This is a genomic window from Mesorhizobium sp. B2-3-14, assembly GCF_006442175.1.
Classification (GTDB): Bacteria; Pseudomonadota; Alphaproteobacteria; order Rhizobiales; family Rhizobiaceae; genus Mesorhizobium; species Mesorhizobium australicum.
Genome location: NZ_VFVP01000001.1, coordinates 532,877 through 554,463 on the forward strand (window position 1 = coordinate 532,877; position 21,587 = coordinate 554,463).

The 21,587-nt window shown below is 64.1% G+C and carries 23 protein-coding genes; 13 read left to right on the forward strand and 10 right to left on the reverse strand.

Features of this window, described 5'->3' with window-relative positions:
- Positions 1-3: 3 nt before the first annotated feature.
- The 7 genes from fdhF (at position 4) to FJ950_RS02440 (ending at position 7,106) form a co-directional block, all read left to right on the forward strand.
- Positions 4-2,916 carry a formate dehydrogenase subunit alpha gene (gene fdhF, locus FJ950_RS02410; RefSeq protein WP_140614861.1) on the forward strand — a complete coding sequence of 971 codons (2,913 nt, stop codon included), beginning with the start codon at positions 4-6 and terminating at the stop codon, positions 2,914-2,916.
- A gap of 2 nt (positions 2,917-2,918) precedes the next feature.
- Positions 2,919-3,749: a formate dehydrogenase accessory sulfurtransferase FdhD gene (fdhD, locus tag FJ950_RS02415; RefSeq protein ID WP_140614862.1), complete on the forward strand. Its 831-nt coding sequence runs from the start codon at positions 2,919-2,921 to the stop codon at positions 3,747-3,749.
- Positions 3,739-4,050 carry a formate dehydrogenase subunit delta gene (locus tag FJ950_RS02420; protein ID WP_015314122.1) on the forward strand — a complete coding sequence of 104 codons (312 nt, stop codon included), beginning with the start codon at positions 3,739-3,741 and terminating at the stop codon, positions 4,048-4,050. Before fdhD ends, FJ950_RS02420 begins: the two co-directional genes overlap by 11 nt.
- 110 nt (positions 4,051-4,160) lie before the next feature.
- The gene (locus FJ950_RS02425; RefSeq protein ID WP_140614863.1) at positions 4,161-5,714 is read left to right on the forward strand and encodes an alpha/beta fold hydrolase; all 1,554 of its coding nucleotides are present in this window, start codon (positions 4,161-4,163) and stop codon (positions 5,712-5,714) included.
- A gap of 109 nt (positions 5,715-5,823) precedes the next feature.
- On the forward strand, positions 5,824-6,303 hold the full coding sequence (locus FJ950_RS02430) for a carboxymuconolactone decarboxylase family protein (protein ID WP_015314124.1): 480 nt from the start codon (positions 5,824-5,826) through the stop codon (positions 6,301-6,303).
- Positions 6,304-6,385: 82 nt separating this feature from the next.
- Complete coding sequence (locus tag FJ950_RS02435) at positions 6,386-6,748, forward strand: nuclear transport factor 2 family protein (RefSeq protein ID WP_015314125.1); 363 nt, start codon at positions 6,386-6,388, stop codon at positions 6,746-6,748.
- Between the two features lie 43 nt (positions 6,749-6,791).
- Positions 6,792-7,106, forward strand: a complete 315-nt coding sequence (locus tag FJ950_RS02440) for a hypothetical protein (RefSeq protein ID WP_015314126.1) — start codon at positions 6,792-6,794, stop codon at positions 7,104-7,106.
- A gap of 180 nt (positions 7,107-7,286) precedes the next feature.
- Here FJ950_RS02440 and FJ950_RS02445 read toward each other — a convergent pair whose 3' ends face one another.
- The 6 genes from FJ950_RS02445 to FJ950_RS02470 all read right to left on the reverse strand — a co-directional run bounded on the left by FJ950_RS02445 (position 7,287) and on the right by FJ950_RS02470 (position 13,979).
- On the reverse strand, positions 7,287-8,714 hold the full coding sequence (locus FJ950_RS02445) for a gamma-aminobutyraldehyde dehydrogenase (RefSeq protein WP_140614864.1): 1,428 nt from the start codon (positions 8,712-8,714) through the stop codon (positions 7,287-7,289).
- A 96-nt stretch (positions 8,715-8,810) separates the two neighbouring features.
- Positions 8,811-9,626, reverse strand: a complete 816-nt coding sequence (locus FJ950_RS02450; RefSeq protein WP_140614865.1) for an ABC transporter permease — start codon at positions 9,624-9,626, stop codon at positions 8,811-8,813.
- Positions 9,616-10,566, reverse strand: coding sequence for an ABC transporter permease (locus FJ950_RS02455; protein ID WP_181171059.1), 951 nt, complete (start codon positions 10,564-10,566; stop codon positions 9,616-9,618). Before FJ950_RS02455 ends, FJ950_RS02450 begins: the two co-directional genes overlap by 11 nt.
- 14 nt (positions 10,567-10,580) lie before the next feature.
- Complete coding sequence (locus tag FJ950_RS02460; RefSeq protein ID WP_140614867.1) at positions 10,581-11,579, reverse strand: ABC transporter ATP-binding protein; 999 nt, start codon at positions 11,577-11,579, stop codon at positions 10,581-10,583.
- 192 nt (positions 11,580-11,771) lie between these two features.
- The gene (locus FJ950_RS02465; protein ID WP_140614868.1) at positions 11,772-12,926 is read right to left on the reverse strand and encodes an ABC transporter substrate-binding protein; all 1,155 of its coding nucleotides are present in this window, start codon (positions 12,924-12,926) and stop codon (positions 11,772-11,774) included.
- 207 nt (positions 12,927-13,133) lie between these two features.
- Positions 13,134-13,979 (reverse strand): class I SAM-dependent methyltransferase, encoded by an 846-nt coding sequence (locus FJ950_RS02470; protein WP_140614869.1) that lies wholly within the window; start codon positions 13,977-13,979, stop codon positions 13,134-13,136.
- Positions 13,980-14,055: 76 nt separating this feature from the next.
- Between FJ950_RS02470 and FJ950_RS02475 the strand changes: the two genes are divergently transcribed.
- Complete coding sequence (locus FJ950_RS02475; RefSeq protein ID WP_140614870.1) at positions 14,056-14,547, forward strand: helix-turn-helix domain-containing protein; 492 nt, start codon at positions 14,056-14,058, stop codon at positions 14,545-14,547.
- Here FJ950_RS02475 and FJ950_RS02480 read toward each other — a convergent pair.
- The 3 genes from FJ950_RS02480 to FJ950_RS02490 all read right to left on the reverse strand — a co-directional run bounded on the left by FJ950_RS02480 (position 14,544) and on the right by FJ950_RS02490 (position 16,757).
- A complete protein-coding gene (locus FJ950_RS02480) occupies positions 14,544-15,449 on the reverse strand; it encodes a LysR substrate-binding domain-containing protein (RefSeq protein ID WP_015314134.1) in 906 nt (301 codons plus the stop codon). The two genes, FJ950_RS02475 and FJ950_RS02480, sit on opposite strands and share 4 nt — an antisense overlap.
- Positions 15,450-15,543: 94 nt before the next feature.
- Complete coding sequence (locus FJ950_RS02485) at positions 15,544-16,161, reverse strand: DedA family protein (protein WP_140614871.1); 618 nt, start codon at positions 16,159-16,161, stop codon at positions 15,544-15,546.
- Positions 16,158-16,757: a phospholipid methyltransferase gene (locus FJ950_RS02490; protein ID WP_140614872.1), complete on the reverse strand. Its 600-nt coding sequence runs from the start codon at positions 16,755-16,757 to the stop codon at positions 16,158-16,160. The genes FJ950_RS02485 and FJ950_RS02490 overlap by 4 nt, the downstream gene beginning before the upstream one ends.
- 299 nt (positions 16,758-17,056) lie before the next feature.
- Between FJ950_RS02490 and FJ950_RS02495 the strand changes: the two genes are divergently transcribed.
- The 4 genes from FJ950_RS02495 (at position 17,057) to FJ950_RS02510 (ending at position 20,511) form a co-directional block, all read left to right on the forward strand.
- On the forward strand, positions 17,057-17,731 hold the full coding sequence (locus FJ950_RS02495; RefSeq protein WP_140614873.1) for a response regulator transcription factor: 675 nt from the start codon (positions 17,057-17,059) through the stop codon (positions 17,729-17,731).
- A gap of 10 nt (positions 17,732-17,741) precedes the next feature.
- Complete coding sequence (locus FJ950_RS02500; protein ID WP_140614874.1) at positions 17,742-19,103, forward strand: HAMP domain-containing sensor histidine kinase; 1,362 nt, start codon at positions 17,742-17,744, stop codon at positions 19,101-19,103.
- Between the two features lie 69 nt (positions 19,104-19,172).
- On the forward strand, positions 19,173-19,622 hold the full coding sequence (locus FJ950_RS02505) for an Rrf2 family transcriptional regulator (RefSeq protein WP_140614875.1): 450 nt from the start codon (positions 19,173-19,175) through the stop codon (positions 19,620-19,622).
- Positions 19,612-20,511, forward strand: coding sequence for an NAD(P)/FAD-dependent oxidoreductase (locus tag FJ950_RS02510; protein WP_140614876.1), 900 nt, complete (start codon positions 19,612-19,614; stop codon positions 20,509-20,511). Before FJ950_RS02505 ends, FJ950_RS02510 begins: the two co-directional genes overlap by 11 nt.
- Here FJ950_RS02510 and FJ950_RS02515 read toward each other — a convergent pair.
- On the reverse strand, positions 20,508-21,275 hold the full coding sequence (locus tag FJ950_RS02515) for a DeoR/GlpR family DNA-binding transcription regulator (protein WP_140614877.1): 768 nt from the start codon (positions 21,273-21,275) through the stop codon (positions 20,508-20,510). The genes FJ950_RS02510 and FJ950_RS02515 overlap by 4 nt on opposite strands.
- Before the next feature lie 14 nt (positions 21,276-21,289).
- On the opposite strand from FJ950_RS02515, the gene FJ950_RS29430 reads away from it, so the two are divergent.
- Positions 21,290-21,466 (forward strand): hypothetical protein, encoded by a 177-nt coding sequence (locus FJ950_RS29430; protein WP_181171026.1) that lies wholly within the window; start codon positions 21,290-21,292, stop codon positions 21,464-21,466.
- Positions 21,467-21,587: the final 121 nt, after the last annotated feature.

Consider the following 21,587-nt stretch of genomic DNA (forward strand, 5'->3'; position numbering starts at 1 on the left):
CAGATGAACATCAAGGCCGACTTCCCAACGCTGATCGAAGAGATTGACTACGGAACTCCGGAGTCGAAGGCGCAAAAACAGGTCACGCTGACCGTCGATGGCCGCAGCATCAGCGTGCCTGAAGGCACGTCGATCATGCGTGCGGCGATGGAAGGCGGGGTGGAGATCCCCAAGCTCTGCGCCACCGACATGCTGGACTCCTTCGGTTCCTGCCGCGTCTGCCTCGTCGAAATCGACGGGCGCGGCGGTACGCCGGCTTCCTGCACGACGCCTGTCGGCGAAGGCATGGTGGTGCGCACGCAGTCGGACAGGCTCGACGCCATCCGCCGGGGCGTCATGGAACTCTACGTCTCCGACCATCCGACCGGCTGGCACGAGAAGGCCGGAACTGGCGCCAGCGAGTTCGATGTGGTGGCGAAGTCTGTCGGCCTGACCGAAAATCGCTACGGCGTTGAGGGCCGCAACCACGTCAAGGAAGAAAATGGCGTCGCGCCGGGCCATGGCTCGCTCGCGGTCGACTACATCGCCCGTGATGAGTCCAACCCCTATTTCACCTATGATCCGGCGCAGTGCATCGTCTGCTCGCGCTGCGTGCGCGCCTGCGAGGAGGTGCAAGGCACTTTCGCGCTGACCATCGAGGGCCGCGGCTTCGAATCGCGCATGGTCGCCGGCATGCACGAGGACTTCATTGCCTCCGAATGCGTGTCCTGCGGTGCCTGCGTGCAGGCCTGTCCGACCGATGCGCTGCGCGAGAAGACCGTGCTCGAAAAGGGCCTGCCGGAGCGCTCGGCCGTGACCACCTGCGCCTATTGCGGCGTCGGCTGCTCGTTCAAGGCCGAAGTGAAGGGCGACGAAGTCATCCGCATGATGCCCTACAAGGAGGGCATGGCCAACCATGGCCATTCCTGCGTGAAGGGCCGCTTCGCTTACGGTTATGCCACCCACAAGGACCGCATCCTGTCGCCGATGATCCGCGAAAAGGTCAGCGATCCGTGGCGCGAAGTGAGCTGGGAAGAGGCGATCGCCCATACGGCCAAGGAATTCCGCCGCATCCAGTACCAGTACGGCCGCACCGCGATCGGCGGCATCACCTCCTCGCGCTGCACGAATGAGGAGACCTACCTCGTCCAGAAGCTGGTTCGCCAAGGCTTCCGCAACAATAATGTCGACACCTGCGCGCGTGTCTGCCATTCGCCGACCGGCTATGGGCTCGGCCAGACCTACGGCACCTCGGCCGGCACGCAGGACTTCGATTCCGTCGAATTCACCGACGTCGCCGTCATCATCGGCGCCAATCCGGCTTCCGCGCACCCGGTGTTCGCCTCGCGGCTGAAGAAGCGGCTGCGTCAGGGCGCCAAGCTGATCGTGCTCGACCCGCGCCGCACCGAGATGGTCAAGTCGGCCCATGTCGAAGCCGACTACCATTTGCCGCTGAAGCCCGGCACCAATGTCGCCGTGCTGACCTCGCTGGCGCATGTCATCGTCACCGAGGGCCTTTTCGACGAAGCCTTCATCCGCGAGCGCTGCGACTGGGCTGAGTTCCAGGACTGGGCGTCCTTCGTCGCCCTGCCGGAAAACAGCCCCGAAATCGTCGGCAAGCTGTCCGGCGTCGATCCGGAGTTGATCCGCGGTGCCGCCCGTCTCTACGCCAAGGGCGGCAATGGCGCGATCTATTACGGCCTCGGCGTCACCGAGCACAGCCAGGGCTCGACCACGGTGATGGCGATCGCCAACCTCGCAATGGCCACCGGCAATATCGGCCGGCCTGGCGTCGGCGTGAACCCGCTGCGCGGCCAGAACAATGTGCAGGGCTCCTGCGACATGGGCTCGTTCCCGCATGAGCTGCCGGGCTACCGGCACATTTCGGGTGACGCGGTGCGCGACATCTACGAAAGCCTATGGGGCGTGAAGCTCGACGACGAACCCGGCCTGCGCATTCCCAACATGCTGGATGCCGCCGTCGACGGCTCGTTCAAGGGCATCTACATCCAGGGCGAGGACATCCTGCAGTCCGATCCCGACACCAAGCATGTCGCCGCCGGCTTGGCCGCGATGGAATGCGTGGTGGTGCACGACCTCTTCCTCAACGAGACGGCGAACTACGCGCATGTCTTCCTGCCGGGCTCGACCTTCCTCGAGAAGGACGGCACGTTCACCAATGCCGAACGCCGCATCAATATGGTGCGCAAGGTGCTGGAACCGAAGGCGCGCTACGCCGATTGGGAGGCGACGCAGGAACTCGCCCGTGCGATCGGCCTCGACTGGAACTATACGCATCCGTCCGAAATCATGGACGAGATCGCCAAGACGACGCCAAGCTTCGCCAACGTCTCCTTCGACCTGCTCGACCGGGTCGGCTCCGTGCAATGGCCCTGCAACGACAAGGCGCCGCTTGGCACCCCGATCATGCATGTCGATGGCTTCGTGCGCGGCAAGGGCAAGTTCATCCGCACCGAATATGTGGCGACGGACGAAAGAACCGGACCGCGCTTCCCGCTGCTGCTGACCACCGGCCGTATCCTGTCGCAGTACAATGTCGGCGCGCAGACGCGGCGCACCGAAAATGTCATGTGGCACTCCGAGGACAGGCTGGAAATCCATCCGCACGACGCAGAAAATCGTGGCCTGCGCGATGGCGACTGGGTCCGGCTGACCAGCCGTTCGGGCGAGACGACGCTGCGCGCGCTGATCACCGACCGGGTGTCGCCGGGCGTGGTCTACACGACCTTCCACCATCCCGACACGCAGGCCAACGTCATCACCACCGACTTCTCCGACTGGGCGACCAATTGTCCGGAATACAAGGTGACCGCGGTGCAGGTCGGCGCTTCCAACGGCCCGTCGGAATGGCAGCGCGACTATGACGAGCAGGCCAAGCAGAGCCGCCGCATCGCTCCGCTGCAGGCGGCGGAGTAGTTTTGGCCCCGCGCCGCAAAGCGACGACGCAGATATCGCGACTGGCGCACCGCGCCAGCGGCACGGCTGCGGCCAACCGCATGGTGCCGGAGGAGACGCCAGTGGCGTTCTCCTTCGCCGGCACCACGCATGCGGTGATGATGGCGAGCCCCGCCGATTTCGAGGATTTCGCGCTCGGCTTCTCGCTCACCGAAGGCATCATCGCTGCGCCTGATGAGATCGAAGCCATCGAGGTCGAGGATCATGGCGCCGGCATCGACATCCAGATCCGGCTGAAGGACCAGGCCAATACGCGCTTCGAGGCGCGGCGGCGGCGGCTTGCCGGACCGGTGGGCTGCGGGCTGTGCGGCATCGAATCCATCGAGGAAGCGATGCGCTCGGTCGATCCGGTGGGTGCGTCGAAACTTACGCTTGAGGCCGACGATATCACCCGCTCGGTCAAGCTGCTGTCGAAGGTACAGCCGCTGCATACCGAGACAGGCGCCGTGCATGCAGCCGGCTTCTACGTCCCTGGCAAGGGCGTCGTCATGGCGCGCGAGGATGTCGGCCGCCACAATGCGCTGGACAAGCTAGCCGGCGCGCTGGCCAAGGCCAATATCGATGGCGCATCGGGCGCCGTCGTGGTGACCAGCCGTGTTTCGGTCGAAATGGTGCAGAAGACGGCGGCGATCGGTTCAGCCTTCATCATCGCCGTCTCGGCGCCGACGGCCCTTGCCATCCGCACCGCGGAAGAGGCCGGCATGACGCTGGTGGCGCTGGTGCGTGGCGACGATTTCGATGTTTTTACCCACCCCGACCGGGTGATTTCGGGAGTTGCCCAGCATGTCGCATGACGAAGAGCACATCATGAGCACGGGGGAAAAGCTGGTGCGTATGGCCAACCAGATCGCCGCCTTTTTCCACTCCAGGCCACGCGAGGAAGGCGTTGCCGGCGTCGCCGAGCATATCAACAAGTTCTGGGAGCCGAGAATGCGGCGCCAGTTCTTCGAGATGCTGGACAGCGGCGGTGAAGGCTTCGACGAACTGGTCGTGGTCGCTTCGGCCAGGATCAAACGGCCGATCACGCCGGCGGAGGCCGATCTCAAGCTCGGCCTCGCGGCCTCGCCTGGCGACGTCGCCGCGTCGCAAAAGTAACCGCGTCGGCCGCCGGCTACATTCATTTCCGCTAAAATATAAGCTGCCGCAACCGGCGCGGCTCTGCTATGGTTGGCGATCAGAAATCGTCAGGCCGGGCGGACACCCTCGTGAGGCCGATCGAGACCCGATACGCCCTTAGTGGCGAGGTGCGGATCGCCTATCAGGTGGTCGGCCAGGGGTCGTTTGACCTCGTCTTCGTCCCCGGCTTCATCTCCAACCTCGACCTGCACTGGGAAGACGAGGGCTATACCAGGCTCCTGAGGCGGCTTTCGGCCTTCTCGCGGCTGATCCTGTTCGACAAGCGCGGCACGGGTCTTTCCGACCGCGTCGATGTCCATCACCTGCCCAGCCTCGAGACCCGCATGGATGATGTGCGCGCGGTGATGGATGCGGTCGGCAGCGGCCGCGCGTCGATCCTTGGGGCTTCGGAAGGCGCGCCGCTGGCGATGCTGTTCGCCGCCACCTATCCAGAGCGGACGCGGGCACTGGCGCTCTATGGCGGCTACGCGCATTTCCACAAATGGGTGATGCCGCCGGAGCGTCTGGAAGCCTTCATCGCGACGGCCGAGACGGCCTGGGGCACAGGCGCCACCTTGCCCAATTTCGCACCGGGCAGGGTCGACGATACCCGCTTTTCAACCTGGTGGGCGCGCTTCGAGCGGCTGTCGGCAAGCCCTACCGCGGCGGCGACGCTGGCGCGGATGAACGCGGGGATCGATGTGCGCGGCATCCTGGCGGCAATCGGCGCGCCGACGCTGCTGATCCATCGCCGCAACGATGTGCGGGTCGACCCCGACGCCAGCCGCTTTCTGGCCAGGAAAATCCCCAACGCGCGGCTGGTCGAAATCCCTGGACGCGACCACCCGATCTGGACCGGTGATGTCGACCGGGTCGCCGACCTGATCGAGGAGTTCCTGACCGGCGAGCGCGCCGTGGTGGAAGCCGAACGCGTTCTGGCTGCGCTTCTCGTGACTCGGATCTACGACACGGCCCGCCTCGGAGACCGGATGTGGAGCGAACGCAGCCAGCATTTCCATGAGACATGGCGGACCCTTGTGACGCGCCATGGCGGGCGCTGCGCGGACATGCACTCCGAGATGATGATTTCGCGCTTCGACGGCCCTGGGCGTGCCTTGCGTTGCGCGGCGGCGTTGCGGGACGCGGCGCAGCAAATCGGGGTGGCAAGCGCGCAAGGGGCGCATGTCGGCGAGATCGAGTCGCGCGGCCCTCCTGCAGGATTGACGGGCCGCGTGACGATACAACTCGCCGCTCACGCCGGGCGCGGCGAGATATTGGCGTCGAGGCTGGTCGCCGATCTGGCCGTCGGCTCGGGTCTTCATTTCGTCGATCGCGGGCGTGTGGGCATCGACGAGCTGGACGAGCCGCTGGCGTTTGTGCTTGCGATGTCCGAACAGCACCTGGAGCCGGCCTGCCGGCCCAAGACCAAAGCGACCGAACCGGCTTGCCTGACCGCGCGCGAGAGCGAAGTCGTGAATTTGATCGCCGACGGCAAGAGCAATGCGGCGATCGCCGCCGAACTCAGGCTGAGCGAGCACACGGTCAAGCGCCACGTCGCCAACATACTGCTCAAGCTCGACCTGCCGTCGCGAGCGGCCGCGGCGGCATTTTCCGCCAGGCAGACTGGCCCGGACGGGCCATGAGAGCCATGGCGCTTTCGGGCGAAGCAGGCGCACCGCCATAGGCGCTATCAATTCCCCCATGCAGGCCAAGGCGGATATCGCCGGAAAGGCGCTGCGAACGGAGGATGAAATGCCCAAGTCAAAACTGAACGTCAGGTCACTGGTGATCGCGGCGGGCATTGGCGCGCTGTTCACGATCACTCCGGCGAAAGCCGAGGATGCGTCGGCGGCAGCAGCCTACAAGGACATCGAGGCGACGCTCGGCTCGGTGCCGGATATGTTCAAGACACTGCCTGACGTCGCCATCGCCGGCGCCTGGGCCGAGATCAAGGGGGTCCAGCTCAATCCCAAGACCGCGCTCGACGGCAAGACCAAGGAGCTGATGGGGCTGGCGGTCGCGTCGCAGATCCCGTGCCAGTATTGCATCTATTTCCACACCGAGGCCGCCAAGCTCAACGGCGCATCGGACGAAGAGATCAAGGAGACGATCGCGATGGCCGCGATCGTGCGCCACTGGTCGACGATCCTCAACGGCAGCCAGGTCGATCTGGCCACCTTCAAGAAGCAGACCGACGGCGTGTTTGCGGCAGTTAAGGCCAAGTCACAGTGAAAGACACCGCCCGTCGGCGAGCGCCGGGCGACACCTCAAACGTCAAACGCCCGATCGTGAAGACGGGCATAGGGAGGATAAAATGCTGACCAAGACCCAAGCCGTGGATGGCGCGGCGATCAAGAAAGCGATCGAAGGCCGTGACGGCAAGATGCTGTCGAGCTTCTATGCCGATGATGCGCTGGTGCGGGTGATCGACCGCAACAACCCGCCGAGCAAGCCGCGCGAAATCCGCGGGCGCGCGGCGATCACGACGTTCTGGGACGACATCTGCAGCCGGGCGATGACCCACAAGGTCGACACCACCATCGCCCACGGCGACAGCCTGGCATTCACCCAGGCATGCGCCTACCCGGACGGCACCAAGGTGTTCTGCGCGGCGATGCTGGAGCTGAAGAACGGCCTGATCGCGCGCCAAACCGTCGTGCAGGCCTGGGACGAGTAGATCAACCCGCGGCCTGAGCCGCAAGTGATGGAGGAGAACCAACATGTTCAGCGCCAGATGGCAGATCGATGCCAAGTTCGGGCACAAGCAGACGGTGCTCGAGCTGATGCGGAAATGGGAACGCGAGATCGGCTCGCAGGTCGGCCTCACCGAGCTCAAATTCCAGATCATGACCGGATCGATCGGCGCCCGTGAAGCGACGGTCGAGTCGCATCACCAGGTCGAAAGCCTGGCCCAGTTGGAGGCGATGTTCGCCAAGATCGGCAAGATCGACGCGCACGCCAAATGGGGCAAGGAGATGGAGCCCTATGTCGTGTCGGGCACCAGCCTGTGGAACATCTATCGCATCGTGGAGTAGCGGCTGGAGTTCTTCTCCCGTTCACGGGAGGAGATGCCGCAGGCAGATGAGGGGCAGCGCCGGCATCGCAGAAGCTTGCGCTGCCCCTCATCCGGCGCCCGGCCCTTCGCTAATGGCTCCGGGCGTTCGTCGCTTCGATCGACAAATCGTTGTCGATTGATCGCCAGCGGCGACCGCTTCTCACCCATGCGCAACCATCACATGGCGCACGGCGGTATAATCCTCCAGCGCATAGAGCGACATGTCCTTGCCGTAGCCGGATTGTTTCAGGCCGCCATGCGGCATCTCGTTGGTCAGCATGAAATGGGTGTTGATCCAGGTGCAGCCATATTGCAGCCGCGAGGCGGTCGCCATGGCGCGCGAGACGTCCTTTGTCCATACGGATGACGCAAGGCCGTAATCGCTGTCGTTGGCCCAGTTCACCGCTTCGTCCACTTCCGTGAAACGGGTTATCGAGACAACGGGGCCGAACACTTCGCGGCGCACGATCTCATCCTCCTGCAGCGCGCCGGCGACGACGGTCGGCTGGTAGTAGAAGCCGGTGCCCTCGCCCGGCTTGCCGCCGGTGGTGATCTCGATGTGCTTCAGCTCCGAAGCACGTTCCACGAAGCTCGAGACGCGGTCGCGCTGGCGCCGCGAGATCAGCGGCCCGATTTCGTTCTCGGCGTCGTCTGATAGATTGTATTTGATGGTCGAGACGGCGGTGGAGAGATCGGCGACAAGCTTGTCGTAGATCTTCTTGCCGGCATAGATGCGGCAGGCGGCGGTGCAGTCCTGGCCGGCATTGTAGTAGCCGAAGGCGCGCAGGCCTTTGACGACGGCGCCAAGGTCGGCGTCGTCGAAAACGATGACCGGCGCTTTGCCGCCGAGTTCCAGATGCGTGCGCTTGACCGATTTGGCGGCGGCCTGCAGCACCTTCTTGCCGGTGGCGACGTCGCCGGTGATCGAGATCATGTTGACCCTGGGGTGATTGATCAGCGTGTTGCCGACGCTGTCGCCCCGGCCAAGCACGACATTAACGACGCCCTCGGGCAGGACATCGGCCAGGATCGTCGCCAGCTTCAGCGCCGTCAACGGCGTCTGCTCCGACGGCTTGAAAACCACCGTGTTGCCGCCGGCGATTGCCGGCGCCAGCTTCCAGGCCATCATCATCAGCGGATAGTTCCATGGCGCGATCGAGGCGACGATACCGATCGGGTCGCGCCGGACCATCGAAGTGTGGCCGGGCAGATATTCGCCCGCTACCACACCTGGCATAGAGCGCACCGCCCCGGCGAAGAAGCGGTAGCAGTCGACGATGGCCGGGATTTCGTCATTGAGCACCGCATTGATCGGCTTGCCGCAATTCAACGCCTCCAGCGTCGCGAACTCCTGCGCCTCGGTCTCGATGCGGTCGGCGATCTTCAGGAGGTAGCCGGAGCGCTGTGCCGGCGTGGTGCGCGACCACAAGGCGAACGCCTTTTCGGCGGCGCTCACCGCCGCCTCGATCTGTGCCTGGCTGGCCTCGGGCAGATTGAGGATGGTCGCCCCGGTCTTCGGATTGAGGATCGGCTCCTCGGTCTCGGTGCCCTTCTCGAATTTCGAGCCGATCAGCATCTGGGTGTCCATGGTGTCTCCTTGGGGCAGAAGCGAATGGGGTAATTAGTGAGTAGTGAGTAGTTAAAGAGCGGACCAAATCTACTCACTACTCACTACTCACTACTTTCATTTGCCCGAACCGGCGATCTGGTCACCGTCGCGGGTCAGGTAATAGGCAAACAGGATCGGCAGCAGCGTCACCAGCACGACCACCATGGCCACGACATTGGTGACCGGGCGCTGGCGCGGGCGGATCAGTTCCTCCAGCATCCAGATCGGCACGGTCTGCTGCTGGCCGGCGGTGAAGGTGGTGACGATGACCTCATCGAACGAGAGGGCGAAGGCCAGCATGCCGCCTGCGAGCAGTGCGGTGGCGATGTTGGGCAGCAGGACATGGCGAAAGGTCTGGAAGCCATCGGCGCCGAGATCCATCGAGGCCTCGATCATCGAACCGGAGGTGCGGCGGAAACGAGCGACCGCGTTGTTGTAGACGACGACCACGCAGAAAGTGGCGTGGCCGAGCACGATCGTCCAGAACGAGAACGGGATTTCGGCCAGCGAAAAGGCCGAGCGCAGCGCGATGCCGGTGATGATCCCGGGCAGCGCGATGGGCAGGATGACCAGCAGCGAGATGGTCTCGCGGCCGAAGAATTTCGTCCGTGACACAGCTGCGGCGCAGAGCGTGCCGAGCAGCAGCGCGATCGCGGTCGAAATGGCGGCGACGCGCACCGACAGCGACAGCGCTTCCCAGACATCGGGCCGGTTCCAGGTGACGGCGAACCATTGCGTGGTCAGCCCCGGCGGTGGCCAGACGAAGCTCTTCTCTTCCGTCGTGAAAGCATAGACGAAGATCAGCAGGATCGGCAGATGCAGGAAGAGCAGGCCGCTGGCGGCGGCGATCTTCAGGCCGAGGGGAGCGGATTGACCACGGTCAGAGCGCATCGAAAGCCCCCATTCGCTTGGCGCCCCAGAGATAGAAGCCCATAATGACGATGGGCACCACGGTGAAGGCGGCGGCGAGCGGTATGTTGCCGGCGGTGCCTTGCTGCGAGTAGACGGCCTGGCCGATGAAGAGGCGCGAGGTGCCGATGATCTGCGGGATGATGTAGTCGCCCAATGTCAGCGAAAAGGTGAAGATAGAACCGGCGACGATGCCGGGCAGCGCCAGCGGGAATAAGACGTTGCGGAATGTCTGCCCCGGCGAAGCACCGAGATCGGACGAGGCCTCGACCAGATTGCCAGGCACCCGCTCCAGGGCTGCCTGAACGGGGAGGATCATGAACGGCAGCCAGACATACACGAACACGATGAAAGTGCCGGTGAACGACACCGACAGCGAATTGCCGCCGACCACCGGCAGCGACAGCCAGGCGTCGAGCAGCCACAACAGGTTGAGCTTGGCGAGCAGCCAGGTGAGGATGCCTTCCTTGGCCAGGATCAGCTTCCAGGCATAGATCTTGACCAGATAGCTCGACCACAGCGGCAGCATGACCCCGAGATAGAACAGCGCCTTCCAGCGGCCGCGCGCATAGCGCGCCGCATAGTAGGCGATCGGGAAAGCGATTATGGCGGAGGCAAGCGTGACCAGTGCGGCCATCGTCACCGTACGCAGGATGATGTCGAGATTGGCGGCCTGGAGCAGGTCGCCATAGGTCTTCAGCGTGAATTGGCGATTGATCAGGCCCGAGAACTCGTCGATCGAGAAAAAACTCTGGGCCAGCAGCGCGAACAACGAGCCGATATAGACGATGCCGAGCCACAGCACTGGCGGAACTAGCATCAGCAGCAGCAGGACTTTTGGCCGGCGCCAGAAGAGGTCTGAGAGCGCACCGCGCATGCCGCCGCTGCCGGGCAGGATGGCGGGCGCCGTGGCACGCGGCATGGTAGCGTCGAGGCTCATACCGGCTCGTCCATCAGGTGCAGATGCTCGCGGTTGAAGGTGAGCATGACCGCCTCACCTTCGGCCGGCAGGGGCGTTCCCGCAGGCACCACGGCGTGCAGTTTCAACCCGTCGGCATCGAGCGCCAGCCTTGTCGTGGCGCCGAGATAGTTGGTCGAGACGAGGCGCGCGGCGACGCCTTCGCCGCTCGCCGCGCGGCCGACACGAATGGATTCAGGGCGCAGGCTGCCCCAGCGGCGCTGGCCGGAATAACGCTGCACGAAATCGGGCGGCAACACGTTGGAGGAGCCGACGAAATCGGCGACGAAACGCGTGCTCGGCCGCTGGTAGATATCCTCGGGCGTGCCGATCTGCATGATCCTGCCATCGTTGAAGACGGCGACGCGATCGGCCATCGACAGCGCCTCGCCCTGGTCGTGAGTGACGAAGACGAAGGTGATGCCGAGCGCCTTCTGCAGCGATTTCAGCTCTTCCTGCATGTTTTCGCGCAGCTTGAGGTCGAGCGCGCCGAGCGGCTCGTCGAGCAGCAGCACCTTGGGCTGGTTGACCAGGGCACGGGCGAGCGCGACACGCTGGCGCTGACCCCCGGAAAGCTGGCCGGGCCGGCGCGCGCCATAGCCGGGCAGCCGCACCAGCGACAGCGCTTCTTCCGCCGCCTTGTGCCGCTCGGCCTTGCCGACACGCTTGACCATCAGCCCGTAGGCGACGTTGTCGAGCACGTTGAGATGCGGGAACAGCGCGTAGTCCTGGAACACGGTGTTGACGTTGCGGCGGTAGGGCGGCACGCCCTCGGCCCGCTCGCCGAAGATCGAGATGGAACCCGCCGTCGGCTGCTCGAAGCCGGCGATGAGACGCAGGCACGTGGTCTTGCCCGAACCGGACGGCCCGAGCATGGCGAAGAATTCGCCCGGCGCGATGTCGAGATCGACAGCGTCGACAGCGCGAACGCTGCCGAAATGGCGCGAGGCTTTTTGAAAGGAAACGGCTGATATCATGGGGTGTCCTGATCTTTCAGGCTCATCAAATTTTCAGGCGATCGCGCCGCCCCTCATCCGCCTGCCGGCACCTTCTCCCCGTATAGTGACGAGGAGAAGGGACAAGCACCAACGCTGGCAACTGCCTCTCCCTGATCTTCACGGGGAGAGGCAGGGGTGAGGGGCAGCGCCTACCTCTCTAGCGAAGCGAACTCACCGGCCGCCTATGACGCCGATGTAATCCGAGACCCAGCGGTAATAGGGCACGCACTGGTCGTTCTGCGTGGCGCATTTGGAAACCGGCGTCTTCCAGAACTTGATCTTGTCGAAATTGTCGTAGCCGTTGGTCTTGCAGCCTTCCTCGCCGAGCAGCTCGTTGCCCTTGCAGGCGGCCGGCACGACCGGCAGCGAGCCGAACCAGGCGGAGACATCGCCCTGCACCTTCGGCGCCAGCGAATGCTCGAGCCACATATAGGCGCAGTTCGGGTGAGCGGCGTCGGCTTCCATCATGGTGGTGTCGGCCCAGCCGGTGACGCCTTCTTCCGGCACGGTCGAGGCGACCGGCTTCTTGGCGGCGACCAGCGTGTTGACCTGGTACGGCCACGAGCCTGATGCAACGACGCCTTCGTTCTGGAAATCGTCGACCTGGATGGCGGCGTCGTGCCAGTAGCGGCCAACCAGCGTGCGCTGGACGCGCAGCAATTCGAGCGCCGCCTTGTACTGGTCCTCGTTCAATTCGTAGGGATCCTTGATGCCGAGTTCCGGCTTGTGGAACATCAAATAATTGGCGGCATCCGCTATATGGATCGGTCCGTCATAGGCCTGGACGCGGCCTTTGTTGGACTTGCCATCCGGCAGCTTCATCTCCTCGAAGACGACGTTCCAGCTCTTCGGTGCTTCCTTGAAGACCTCGGTGTTGTACATCAGGATGTTGGGACCCCACTGATAGGGGACGCCGTAATGCACCTTGTCGACGGTGAACCAGGACGCGTCCTTCAGCCGGTCGTCGACCGTCTTCCAACTCGGGATGAGATCGGTGTTGATCGGCTGCACGCGCTTGCCGGCGACGAGCCGCAGCGAGGCATCGCCCGAAGCTGTGACGAGGTCGAAGCCGCCCTCGTTCATCAGCGAGACCATTTCATCCGAGGTGTTGGCGGTCTTGACGTTGACCTTGCAACCGCTCTCCTTCTCGAAGGCGCTCACCCAGTCATAGCCCTTGTCGGTCTCGCCGCGCTCGATGTAGCCCGGCCAGGCGACGATGTTGACCTGACCTTCGCCCTTGCCGAGTTCCTTCACCTGGGCGATGGCCTGACCGGAGAAGGTCAGCGCGACCGTCAAGGCAGTGCACGACTTCAGGAATGAATGCATATCGATCTCCCATTTTGGCACGTGATCCTGAAACCGCTCCGGTTGTCGCCAGATCACGCGCGGACTGAAAAACTTGTCAGCTCGTCCGTTGGACTTGACGCCACTCTGATGGCAGCTTTGGTCCTTCCAACGGAAGGTGCTTTGAAAATCCCGGTTTCGCAAATTCATTTATCAGAAGGCCGATATCGGTTTTTCCGATATACTCCCTCAGGCCAGCGCCGTCACCAGCCAGCAGGCGGCGTTGAAACGAGCCTGACCATCCTTTACGAAAGGGGCGAAGGCAGCAGGCAACACCGTGATAATTTTTTCGGCCGTCGCCTGGTCGACCTCGCGCAGCGCGGCGGCGAGCGGCCCTAGCCGGGTGGCATACATCATCAGATCCCCTTCGGCGATCTTACATGGTAAGTTCGCCTGTCTGACGTCGATTGACGACCAGCCGCTCGCTTCAAGTATCCGCTTCACCTTGGCGCCGTCGGCAAAGGCAAACTGCCCCGGCGCATCGGGGTCTGGCGCGGGTGCGGTCGGCAGGAAAGGCGCAGCCGCTCGCGCGGCGGTCGTCATGAAATCGTTCTCCGCCGGACTGCGCCAGGCAACAAAGGCGAGTTTGCCACCGCGCCTCGCTGCCTGTCTTATGTTGGAGAACGCGGCCACGGGATCATCGAAGAACATGATACCAAAGCGCGAGACAACAGCGTCGAAGCGACCTGATTCGAACGCATACGTCTGGGCATCGCCCACTTCAAAACTTGCGTTTGCCACCTCTTCCGCCTGCGTGCGTTCTGTCGCCAGAGCGACAAGCGGCTGCGAAATGTCCAGCCCAACACAACGTCCGTTGTTGCCGACGCGGCGCGCCACCGCCAGAGTTGTCGCGCCGGCGCCGCAGCCGATGTCCAGGACGTTGCCCCCTTCCCCGGGATAGCCGGCATCGACTACCAGCCGCTCGAACGGCGCCAGAATCTCGTCAAGGATCGGCTGCATTTCGACCCAGGCCTTTCCGCTGGCGTCGTTCCAGAGCGCGGCTTGCCGTGTGTTTGGCTGTGCGGACCGCGACATAACGGACCTCACTTTTCTGTTGCTCTCACCAATCGTCGCCATCACTTTACGAGTTCAAGCCGACTTGAGGTCAAGCATGAAAGATATGGACATTGCCGAAGTGTCGCGCCGCACCGGCGTACCCGCATCGACACTTCGTTACTACGAGGAGAAGGGCCTAATTGCTTCGACCGGCCGTCGCGGCCTGCGCCGCTTGTTCGATCCGGCTGTCCTGGAACGGCTCGCCTTGATTGGGCTTGGACGCGCCGGCGGATTCGCACTGGACGAGATTTCCGCGATGCTGACGCCCGACGGCCTGCCGAAAATGGATCGGGCGCGACTGGATGCGAAGGCCAACGAACTGGACCACACCATCCAGCGCCTGACCGCGATCCGGGAGGCTTTGCGTCACGCCGCCCGATGCCCCGCCGCTCGGCCGATGGAGTGTCCGACGTTTCGCCGCGCCGTCAGGCTTGCCGGCGCCGGCCGCTTCGAGGTTGCTCCGCTCGGGCCTTTCAAAGCGGAGCCGGTTCCCGCCACAAAGCGCAAGCGCAAGACTGGCGGCGTCGCCGGGAGCAGACCACACTAGCGGCGCACCGTCCGCTGCGACTGGGCAAGACCCACAAAATCGCGCGCCGCGGCGGCCAAGCCAGATCCCCGCCGCCAGACCATGCCAACCTGCACCACCGGCAAGGAACCGGAAATGTCGCGCGATTCGATGCGGTCGCCCTCCAGCGACCAGGGTCGGTAGACGAGGTCAGGCAGCAGCGCCACGCCGGCCCCGGTGGCGACGAGGCTGCGAACGGCCTCCACGGAACGGGTGCGGAAGGCGACATGCGGCCTGGCGCCGATCGCCGTCAGCAGCTTGCCGGTGTTTTCCTCGATCTCGTCAACGGTCAGCATGATCAGCGGTTCGGAGGCGATATCGCCGATGCCGATAATGTCGGCGCCAGCCAGGGGATGGCCGAGCGGCAGCCACAGCCGGTAAGCCGAGACTTCGAGGATTTCCGATTGCAGTGCAGTGCGGTCGCGCAAATTGGAGGTGACCATGACGGCAATGTCCAGCTTGCCGCCGATCAGGAGATGTTCGAGGTAGTCGCCATTGTCTTCGATGGCCGAGACCTCGACGCCGGGATAGGCGCGGCGGTAGCGTGAGAGCAGATCCGACAGCACATAGCCGGCGACCAGCGAGGTGACGCCGAGTTGCAGCCGCCCGCCCGCCACGGCCTGCTCGCCGGAAAAAGAGCGGCGGGCGTCGGACACGTCGGCGAGAATCTTTGTCGCGTGACGCAGGAACTGGTGACCCTTGTGGGTGATGTTGAGGCCGCGCGGATGGCGTTCGAACAGTTCGACGCCAAGATCGCTTTCAAGTTCCTTGATCGCCTCGGTGACCGACGATTGCGAGATGGAGAGGTTTTGCGCCGCGCGCGATACCGTGCCTTGCTCGGCGACGGCGATGAAGAACTGCAACTGCCGGATGGTGAAGGCCATGGCCGGACTAAACACCGCCGCAACCGCGAAGAAAAGCCGATGGCGACTCTTATCCCATGGCTGGATGTCCCATGGCTGGATGTCTGGCCGTGGCTCAGCCGAGCATCGGCCGGATGCGCCGCCAGCATGCCGGGCCGTAGCGCAAGGCAAGCATGAATGCCGTTTCCAGCGCCACGACAATAGCGACGATGCGAAAGCCGACGGCGAGCGGGCTCTGGCCGCTGCCATGCAGCGCATAGCCTGTAAGCAGAAAGCCGGCATTCCAGAGCGTGGCTCCGGCTACCGTCGCGACCACGAAAGGTAAGGCTGGCAGGCAGAGCGCGCCGGCCGCGATCGGCAAATAGTTGCGCACCGTCGGAATGAACTGCGCCAGCAGGGAAACCCTGACATGGTTGCGGCGATAGGCCTGGCCAAGCTTGCGGTAGGTCTCGGGGCGCAAGAAGACATATCTGCCGAACCGCTCGACCAGCCTGTCGGCGCGATCGAGTCCGATCCGGCGGCCGACAGTGTACCAGACGAGACAGCCTGTCATTGAGGCCAGCGTGGTCACGCCAAGCAGGATTGCCAGCGTCGCATCGTCAGGCGCCGCCGTCATGCCGAGGAACAGCAGCAGCACATGCGAGGGCGGGATCGGCAGAATCTTCTCGGTAAAGGCGAGGCAGAAGACGCCGAACAGGCCGAAGCCGAGAATGGCCGACAATGGTCCCGTCATGCGAAACGCCAGTCGTAGGTTCCTGACGTCTTGAGCCTGGCGATGCGATAGACCGTCGCCGGCGGGAAGTTGCGAAAGGTGTGGCCAACCCGCGTAACCCCGAGATCGAGCCTGTCGAGCAGCGACTGGTCGAATGGGCAGCGCCGTCCGAGCGTGAACTGGTAGAGCGCTCCGCCGGGGCGAAGGTTGGCGAAAACACCTTCGAGAATGGCAAATGTCCTGCGCGGCGAAATCAGCCGGAAAGGCAAGCCGCTGACGGCGGCGCCAATCGCAGGCCGGTGGAAGAGCGAGAGATGGCGCAGACCGACGGCGTCCATTTCGAAAATCCGGGCAGCAGGAAAACGACGCATGAGCAGTGCGGCGAAATCCGGATCGGATTCGATCAGCGTCAAATCTTCCTCCTTCACCCCGCACGACAGCAGCGCCCTCGTGAACGGCCCGGTTCCTGGGCCGAGTTCCAGCACGGGTCCGGTCTCGGGTCCAATGTCACGGGTCATCAATGCCGCCAGGCTGGAACTGGACGGCGTGACGGAGCCGACCCTGAACGGCGCGACGGTCCACGCCATGAGAAAAGACAGAGCATCATTTGCGGGCATGGTAACCTCAATCCCGGACAACATCACGCCAACCAGTTTGGTGTGGCCACGTGGTTTCGTTTCAGCGTCATTGGTTTCGAGCGTCAGGCCCGACCTGTTGCATATTCGGGCCTGACGCCTTCACGTCGGCGCGAGCGATTCGTGCCGACCCGGCGTTGTTTGCCGCGACTGGGTTGCATAGACATTGCGCAATCTCGCTGAGGCTAAGAAAGTGCCTGTCGACCGCAGTCCTTCGGCTTTGCCATGTTCACGCAATGTTGGCGCGGTAGCGCCCGGCGCAATGTTCTGAGGGATTGTCGATGCGTATCTTGCTGGTCGAAGACGAACCCGAGATGGTTTCGGCCCTGCGTGCCGCGCTGAAGCGCCACGATATGGTGGTCGATCACGCCGGCACATTGCTGGAGGCGGAGGGGTTCGTTGCCGTCGACAGCTATGACGCCATCCTGCTCGACCGCCAGTTGCCGGATGGCGACGGGCTGTCGCTGGTGCCGAGACTGCGTTCGGCCAGGAACACCTCGCCCGTGCTGGTGCTGACGGCGAGAGGCGACACGTCGGACAAGGTCGATGGGCTGGACATGGGCGCGGACGATTATCTGGCAAAGCCATTCGCGTTCGAGGAACTGCTTGCCCGGTTGCGCGCGCTGCTCAGGCGCCCGGCGCCGCTGCAGTCGCAGTTCATCCGGGCCGGCGATCTGGTGCTCGACGTCGGACATCGCGAAGCGTCGATCCGTGCCGAACCGCTCAGCCTGCCGCGCCGCGAACTCCTTGTGCTGGAGGCTCTGATGCGCCGCACCGGCCGCATGGTGCAGCGCGAGGCGCTGATGGAGGCGGTGTTCGGCCTCGACGACGAGATCCAGTCCAACGCGCTCGACACGCATGTCTCGCGCCTGCGCCGCAAGCTCGCCGATGCCGATGCCGGGGTGACTATCAATGGCATTCGCGGCGTCGGCTATCTCCTGCGCGAGACGACATGAGCGCCAAGCGATGAGCCTCAAGCGCCCGCATTCGCTGAAATGGAGCTTGGTGCTGCGCATCGCCTTGCTGCAATGCGCCATGCTGACCCTGATCATCGTCGGCATTCTCGGCGCCATGCTGGCCACCGGCCTTATCCCGCACGATTACGAGGACGGCACGATGGACGTGCTGGCGGATGCGGTAACACGCGATGCCGACGGCAAGTTGGTTCTGCGCGAGACCTCGGACCTGACGAAGCTGCGGTCGGGTGTTCCCGACCTCTGGTTCATCATTCGAGACAAGCAGGGGCAAAGGCTGCAGGAGGGGACCGTGCCGCCCACCTTCCAGCCTTTCACCGGACTGCTGGACACGATCAGCGACGCCCGTATCGACCATGCAATCGGACAAGCCGCGCCGCCGGAGGGAAAGATCCGCTGGACCGACACGATGGCCGGCAACGTCCAGATTTTCAGCGGCACCAAGGGCGGGCTTTCGCTGCTGCGTCTGCTCGGCCAGGCGCCGCAATTCTTCCTGCAGGGCATATTGCCGCTCGCCGGGCTGATGGCGCTGGCCACGCTGTTCGCGACGCCATGGGTGGTGCGTGGCGCTTTGTCGGGCCTTGGCCATGCGGCGGCCGAGGCTGAGCGCATCGACATCGACCAGCGCGGCGTGCAGTTGCCGCTGAAGGACGTGCCCGCGGAAGTGACGCCGCTGGTCAAGGCCGTGAATGCTGCCCTTGCGCGCCTGGACAAGGGCTATGAGCGCCACAAGCGCTTCCTCACCGACGCCGCCCATGAGCTCAGGACACCGGTCGCCATCCTCAACACGCGCCTCGCCTCGCTGCCGCCGACACCGGAGCGGGCACGGCTGCTGCAGGACGCGGCCAGACTTTCAACGCTGACCGACCAGTTGCTCGACCTGCAGCGCCTCGACCGGCAGACGTCGCCGTTCGAAGCGGTCGATCTCGTAGCGACCGCGCGCGGCGTTATCGTCGACCTCGCGCCGATGGCGTTTTCTGCCGGTTACGAAATGTCGTTCGAGCCGGAACGGGACACGATTTTCGCCACCGGAGACCGCACCGCCATCGAGTGCGCGGTGACCAACATCGTCCAGAACGCCATCGAGCATGGCGGCCGCGCTGGCAAGATCACCGTCGGCGTCACAACGCCCGCCATCATCGAGGTCCGGGACGAAGGCGACGGCGTCCCGCCGGGCGAGCGGGAGCGCATCTTCGAGCCCTTCTATCGGCTGCGCCCGCAGGATCATGGCGCCGGCCTCGGCCTCAATCTCGTGCAGGAAATCATGTATCTCCATGGCGGCCGCATCGATATCCTCGATGGCAAGCCCAGCGGCGCCTGCTTCAGGATGAGTTTTCGCGCTTTACCCGTTTAGCCTTGCCGCCAACCTCGCAAGGCCGCTGGTGCGTTTGACATTGCGATAAATCGTAACTAACTAAGTTACATGAAACGCAATAGCCGACTGTCCTCCACTCTGCACATCCTCGTTCACATGGCCGAGAAGCCCGAGCAGGCTCTGACCTCCGAGCAGCTTGCCACCTTCATCCATACCAATCCGGTGGTGGTGCGCCGGACCATCGCAGGCTTGCGCGACGCCGGCATCGTCACCTCGTCACGCGGACATGGCGGCGGCTGGCTGCTCGTGCGCGCGCCCGAGAACATTTCACTGGCCGAGATCAGCCTTGCCCTTGGCGAGACGCTGCTGCCGTTCAGCACCGAACCGGAAAGCCCGGGCTGTCTCGTCGAGCAAGCGGTGATCGCCGTGCTCGACGATTTTCGCATCGCGGCCGAGAAGCTGCTGGCGGAGAAGCTCAGCCGCATCACGCTGGCCGACCTGACAGCCGATTTTCACCGTCGTTTCGACCTCGTTGGAGTTTCCAGCCATGCAGTATGATCTTGCCGTTATCGGCGGCAGCTTCGCCGGCCTGTCCGCCGCCATGCAGGCGGCGCGGGCGCGGCGCACCGTGCTGGTGATCGACGCCGGCCAGCCGCGCAACCGCTTTGCCGCGCATTCGCACGGCTTTCTCGGCCAGGACGGGCGCACGCCTGGAGCGATCCTGGACGATGCAAGGCGGCAATTGCTTGCCTACCCGACGGCCAGGCTTGTGACCGCACGGGCGGACAAAGCCTTTGCGAACAGCAGCAGCGATTTCGAAATCACCACCGATGGCGGCGAGACATTCGGCGCCGCACGACTGGTGCTGGCAACCGGCGTGCGCGACATCCTGCCGGAGGTTCCCGGGCTTGCCGAGCAATGGGGCAGAACCGTGCTGCATTGCCCCTATTGCCACGGCTACGAGGTTTCCGCCGGGCCGCTCGGCGTGCTCGCGACCGGCCCGATGTCCATGCATCAGGCGCAACTGATTTCCGATTGGGGCGACGTCACGCTGTTCGGCAACGGGCTGATCGAGCCCGATGCCGACGAGATGCATGCGCTTGAGAGCAAGAATGTAAGGTTCGAGCCCGCGACGGTCAACGAACTGAGCGATGATGGCTCCGGGGGATTGGTTGTCCATCTCGTCGATGGCCGGAAGGCTGGCGTCAAGGCGATATTCACCGCGCCACGCAACACTATGGCGAGCCCGCTAGCCGAACAACTCGGCTGCGGCCTCAAGGACGGCCTGCTCGGCCCGATGATATCAGTCGATGACCGCCAGCAAACGACGATTCCCGGCGTCTATGCCGCCGGTGACGCGGCACGCGCGATGCACAACATCGCCTTCGCCGTGTCGGGCGGCACCTTCGCGGGCGTGTGCGCCCACCAGTCGCTGGTCTTCGGCTAAATTCCGCCGGCGACGCTGAGGCGCGCCCCGGCTTGCGCCAGTGCCGCGGCAATGTCGTGCGGCGGCGCGCGGTCGGTGGCGAGTTCGGAAAAGCCGTCGAAGCCGCAGACCTGGACCAGGCCCTGGCGGCCGAACTTCGTGTGGTCAGTGACGACCAGCGAGCGCTGGCCCCGCGACAGCACCATGCGGGCGAATTCCGCCTCGTCCAGATCAAAGTCCATGACACCGGTCAGCGCATCCACGGCGCCGGTGGAGATGATGGCGTGGCTGACCGAGAAGCGGCTGACGAACTCGATGGCCGACGTCCCAAACGCGGCGCCTGAATCGCTGCGCAGCTCGCCGCCGGCCATATAGACCTTGTTGCCGTTGATGGTGGCCAGGGTGCGGGCGATGTCGGACGAGTTGGTGACGACCGTCAGGCGACGGTGGCCGAGCAGTTCGCGCGCCAGGAACGAGGTCGTGGTGCCGGTGTCGAGCATGATCGATTCGCCGTCGCGGATGGTGGCCGCGACCGCGCGGGCAATGCTTCGCTTGGCATCGGCATGCTCACGCATGCGCCGTTCGAACGGCGCTTCGCCGACCATCGACGGCAGGCCGATGGCGCCATGCATCTTCAGAACCGAGCCGTCGCCGGTCAGCGGCTTGACGTCCCGGCGCACGGTCTCGAGCGAAACGCCCAGCCGGTCGGCCAGGCTGGCGATTGTGACGGTTCCCTCTTCCTGGAGCAGCCGCAGGATCTCGCCATGCCGTTTCGAGTGGTTCATATGGGCGTCCCAAAATGACCGCTTCTAAGGCATTCTTAGCGCTTTTAAAGAAGCTGCCCATGCTTTCGGGCAAAACACCCAAAAAAAGTCACATCTTTTTATTGACAGAAGAGCAACCCCGGCGTGAAATCCGTCTTCAACAGGGTTCGGAACTGCAGCGGGATGTAATTGGCAGAGCTGCAATTCACTGACCCCAGGCAGCCTGTAACGTGTCTGGCGCAAGGAATTTTCAGATCCGCGGGGGCGGATGCCGGGCTCATAAACCTGGCCAAGGGGCTCGTCGGTGCGGTGCGGGATACCGATCCTGGCATC

What these genes read in the sequence shown, in the direction of transcription:
- FJ950_RS02470 (WP_140614869.1), bottom strand. Translation starts at nt 13,979, where the DNA reads ATGTCGCGGTCCGCACAGCCAAACACACGGCAAGCCGCGCTCTGGAAC.
- FJ950_RS02445 (WP_140614864.1), bottom strand. Translation starts at nt 8,714, where the DNA reads ATGGACACCCAGATGCTGATCGGCTCGAAATTCGAGAAGGGCACCGAG.
- FJ950_RS02465 (WP_140614868.1), bottom strand. Translation starts at nt 12,926, where the DNA reads ATGCATTCATTCCTGAAGTCGTGCACTGCCTTGACGGTCGCGCTGACC.
- FJ950_RS02515 (WP_140614877.1), bottom strand. Translation starts at nt 21,275, where the DNA reads ATGAACCACTCGAAACGGCATGGCGAGATCCTGCGGCTGCTCCAGGAA.
- FJ950_RS02455 (WP_181171059.1), bottom strand. Translation starts at nt 10,566, where the DNA reads ATGCCGCGTGCCACGGCGCCCGCCATCCTGCCCGGCAGCGGCGGCATG.
- FJ950_RS02495 (WP_140614873.1), top strand. Translation starts at nt 17,057, where the DNA reads ATGCGTATCTTGCTGGTCGAAGACGAACCCGAGATGGTTTCGGCCCTG.
- FJ950_RS02480 (WP_015314134.1), bottom strand. Translation starts at nt 15,449, where the DNA reads ATGGCCTTCACCATCCGGCAGTTGCAGTTCTTCATCGCCGTCGCCGAG.
- FJ950_RS02500 (WP_140614874.1), top strand. Translation starts at nt 17,742, where the DNA reads ATGAGCCTCAAGCGCCCGCATTCGCTGAAATGGAGCTTGGTGCTGCGC.
- FJ950_RS02435 (WP_015314125.1), top strand. Translation starts at nt 6,386, where the DNA reads ATGCTGACCAAGACCCAAGCCGTGGATGGCGCGGCGATCAAGAAAGCG.
- FJ950_RS02430 (WP_015314124.1), top strand. Translation starts at nt 5,824, where the DNA reads ATGCCCAAGTCAAAACTGAACGTCAGGTCACTGGTGATCGCGGCGGGC.
- FJ950_RS02510 (WP_140614876.1), top strand. Translation starts at nt 19,612, where the DNA reads ATGCAGTATGATCTTGCCGTTATCGGCGGCAGCTTCGCCGGCCTGTCC.
- FJ950_RS02475 (WP_140614870.1), top strand. Translation starts at nt 14,056, where the DNA reads ATGAAAGATATGGACATTGCCGAAGTGTCGCGCCGCACCGGCGTACCC.
- FJ950_RS29430 (WP_181171026.1), top strand. Translation starts at nt 21,290, where the DNA reads ATGACCGCTTCTAAGGCATTCTTAGCGCTTTTAAAGAAGCTGCCCATG.
- FJ950_RS02460 (WP_140614867.1), bottom strand. Translation starts at nt 11,579, where the DNA reads ATGATATCAGCCGTTTCCTTTCAAAAAGCCTCGCGCCATTTCGGCAGC.
- FJ950_RS02505 (WP_140614875.1), top strand. Translation starts at nt 19,173, where the DNA reads ATGAAACGCAATAGCCGACTGTCCTCCACTCTGCACATCCTCGTTCAC.
- FJ950_RS02440 (WP_015314126.1), top strand. Translation starts at nt 6,792, where the DNA reads ATGTTCAGCGCCAGATGGCAGATCGATGCCAAGTTCGGGCACAAGCAG.
- fdhF (WP_140614861.1), top strand. Translation starts at nt 4, where the DNA reads ATGAACATCAAGGCCGACTTCCCAACGCTGATCGAAGAGATTGACTAC.
- FJ950_RS02450 (WP_140614865.1), bottom strand. Translation starts at nt 9,626, where the DNA reads ATGCGCTCTGACCGTGGTCAATCCGCTCCCCTCGGCCTGAAGATCGCC.
- FJ950_RS02485 (WP_140614871.1), bottom strand. Translation starts at nt 16,161, where the DNA reads ATGACGGGACCATTGTCGGCCATTCTCGGCTTCGGCCTGTTCGGCGTC.
- FJ950_RS02490 (WP_140614872.1), bottom strand. Translation starts at nt 16,757, where the DNA reads ATGCCCGCAAATGATGCTCTGTCTTTTCTCATGGCGTGGACCGTCGCG.
- FJ950_RS02420 (WP_015314122.1), top strand. Translation starts at nt 3,739, where the DNA reads ATGTCGCATGACGAAGAGCACATCATGAGCACGGGGGAAAAGCTGGTG.